At 31.7% G+C, this 1,383-nt stretch carries 2 protein-coding genes; both read right to left on the bottom strand.

The features are described 5' to 3' along the window. Positions 1-208 (bottom strand): hypothetical protein (locus tag BMX09_RS09825; RefSeq protein WP_218138928.1); only part of this gene is annotated, 208 nt, incomplete at its 3' end. A gap of 545 nt (positions 209-753) precedes the next feature. After that, the coding region (locus BMX09_RS09820) for a Cna B-type domain-containing protein (RefSeq protein WP_143054418.1) at positions 754-1,383 on the bottom strand (630 nt) is incomplete at its 5' end.

The following is a 1,383-nucleotide window of genomic DNA, read 5'->3' as shown; positions in this document are numbered from 1 at the left end:
ATTTACGGTATCTCTTTGTACGTAGAAGTTGTTCATAATTCTTTCTTATCAGACTAACAAGCTCATTACCTGCTTTGCGTATCTTATCAGAAAGAGCCACAACTTTAAGTACAACAGAATAAGGCATATCGGTCTCAACGACCAAAATATGCCTGTCAGAAAGTTTATGATATTTTTTCAGAATTTTGTTGTATTCTTTGTCAATCATGGCTTTTCTACTCCTCAATATACTTAATCACTGTAAATACATGCAAGGTTTTCAAGTTCCTTTTTCCACTCGGATGGGATGGAAATATGGATTTGTATGTTATCTTTTTTAGGTCGTGCCATTATGGCCATTTCCTTTCTATGTTTTGTTTACACATATATTATATATATTTATTATATGCTATTGTCAAGTAAAGAGAAGCCGCTTTCAACCCACACGCAAGCATGTGGGTTTTCTCCGCAAATTATAACATTAATTTTCTCTTCATTTTTATTCTCCTCATCTTCTAAAAACTAACTGCAAATTCTCATTATAAATATATCGAATTTTTATCACAAAACGTATTCTATTCTGTTTTTTTCCTAAAGTAAACAAAAATATAGCCAAAATAAAAAACAATAAATATGTAATAAAAATAGGATACAAACGATACAAATATATTCTATAACCCAACTTTTAATGCACATATAAACGTCATAATAATGTTTTTAGAAAATAAAAAAACCACTAAGCTAAGGTTCTTCTCTAAACTTAGTGGTAAAAATCTATTTTTTAACTTTTATGACTAATGACATTGCTATTAGTAATAAACTTGTTGCTGATACTAATGATACTGTTAATGCTTTTGTTCCTGTAGTTGGTAGATTGTTTTTAACAGTTTTTTTAGATTCTAGATTTGGTTCTGGTTCCATTGGTTTTTCAGGTTTTTGAGTGTTTGTAACTATGAAACCTTTTTCTATATTACCTGTGATGTTGGTAGTGTAACCTGGGATTGTAACTTCTTCAACTATATAAGTAATCTCATTACCCTTGTCATCAGTGATAGGTAATTCTGTGAATTTTCCTTGCCAGTTAGTTGTGGCGTTTAATGTGATTTCTTTGTCTGTTGCTTTGCCATTTGCTAATAGCTTGATTGTTACTGAATCTGTTGGTTCACCAATCCAGTGTTTTTGAACTTGGATGTCACGATATTTTATAGTTGGTATTGGTGGCACTTCTTGAGTGTTTGTTACCACGAACCCATTTTGAACGTCTCCTGTAATTGTTGTTGTATAACCTGAGATAGCGACTTCTTCGATAGCGTAAGTAATTTCGTGTCCATCTGTTGGGTCGTATTTCATTAGCTTATCAAACGTAGCTTGCCAATTTGTATCAGCAGTTAAATTTATTGATTG

It is taken from the genome of Granulicatella balaenopterae, assembly GCF_900111135.1.
GTDB classification, from domain to species: domain Bacteria; phylum Bacillota; class Bacilli; order Lactobacillales; family Aerococcaceae; genus Granulicatella; species Granulicatella balaenopterae.
Note: the sequence above shows the minus strand (reverse complement) of the source record. Positions and strands in the feature narration are given on the sequence as shown.